This window comes from Pseudomonas neuropathica, from assembly GCF_015461835.1.
GTDB lineage: Bacteria > Pseudomonadota > Gammaproteobacteria > Pseudomonadales > Pseudomonadaceae > Aquipseudomonas > Aquipseudomonas neuropathica.
In genome coordinates this window covers 1-1,295 of record NZ_JACOPX010000042.1, presented here as the reverse complement: position 1 = coordinate 1,295, position 1,295 = coordinate 1, and the positions used below count along the sequence as shown (strand labels likewise).

Below are 1,295 nucleotides of genomic sequence, written 5' to 3'. Positions count from 1 at the left end.
TCACTAGTGTCCGGTAAAAACTGAAGGGGGAGCTTGCTCCCCCTTGCTGTGCCTGCTTCCTGAGCAATAATCAGGTTTTTCAGACTCGATTTTCGCCTATGTTCAGTAGCACCCGATTTGCGCAGATGCTTCAAGCTCTTCCTCATCAGCTTTTCAAAGCAGCGGTCAAGCGCTGTGGCGCTGATCGGTACGCCAAGCAATTCTCCTCCTGGGATCTGCTTGTCACGCTGATTTATGGCCAGATTACTCAGGCCAAGAGCTTACGTACGCTGGCGACAGCTTCGCAGTCTCTGGAACCTCATCGCCACCATCTCAACGCTAAGAACATGGTCCGCTCCACCCTTTGTGACGCGCTGAACAAGCGCAGTTCAGAGCCCTTTCGGTTGGCCTGCGAGCACCTCCTCAAAGGCATCGGTCGTAAACAGCGCAAGTCTCTCGAAGCGATGATCACCTTGATTGATTCGACTTCGATCAACTTGCGCGGCCCAGGTTTTGACGAATGGACCACCGCGACGAAAACCCGTATCACCCAAGGCCTGAAGGTGCATGTGGCCATCGATCCAAGGCAAACAGCCCCAACTTACGTAAACATCACTGCGGCAAACGTCAACGATCTAAGCGATGCGCTGACCATGCCACTCGAAGCGGGCATGACTTACGTTTTCGACAAGGGTTACTGCGATTACAACTGGTGGCACCAGATTGATCAGACAGGTTCTTTTTTCGTCACACGCCTGAAGAAAAACGCCAATCTGAAGCGGGTCGAAAATTTGAAAAAAGAGGATGTTGCAGAATTTATCGAGGCGGATGAATCAGTATTGTTCGCCAAGAAATATCTGAGCACCCGACGCCCGAATCTCTATCGGGATCAGGCGGTACGCCGAATTCAGATTCGCCGAGATGATCACGAAACGCCGCTGATTCTGGTCACTAATGACTTTTCTCGTTCATCTGAAGAAATTGCCGAGCTGTACAAACAGCGCTGGCAGATTGAGTTGTTTTTCAAGTGGATCAAGCAAAACCTCAAGCTCAAACGCTATTTTTGCTTCTCCGAAAATGCCGTTCGTCTTCAGATATACAGCGCTTTGATCACGTACCTCTTGCTGCACCTTTATCAGCGCCGGTCAGGTGGCTCCGGGTCTATTTCCAGCTTCGTCATTCGGCTAGCCCACACGTTGTTCGAACGTCCATCAAGCATTGAACATCTTGAGCACCGAAGGCAGAAGCGAACGGAGCAGAAGGCAGCTCAAGGCTGCCTTCTGCTTGAAACAGGTTTTACCGGACACTAGTGACGC

At 51.1% G+C, this 1,295-nt stretch carries 1 protein-coding gene; it reads left to right on the top strand.

Annotated features, from left to right (window positions below):
* The first annotated feature begins 98 nt into the window (after window positions 1-98).
* On the top strand, window positions 99-1,289 hold the full coding sequence (locus tag H8F23_RS28660) for an IS4 family transposase (RefSeq protein WP_194936571.1): 1,191 nt from the start codon (window positions 99-101) through the stop codon (window positions 1,287-1,289).
* Window positions 1,290-1,295: the final 6 nt, after the last annotated feature.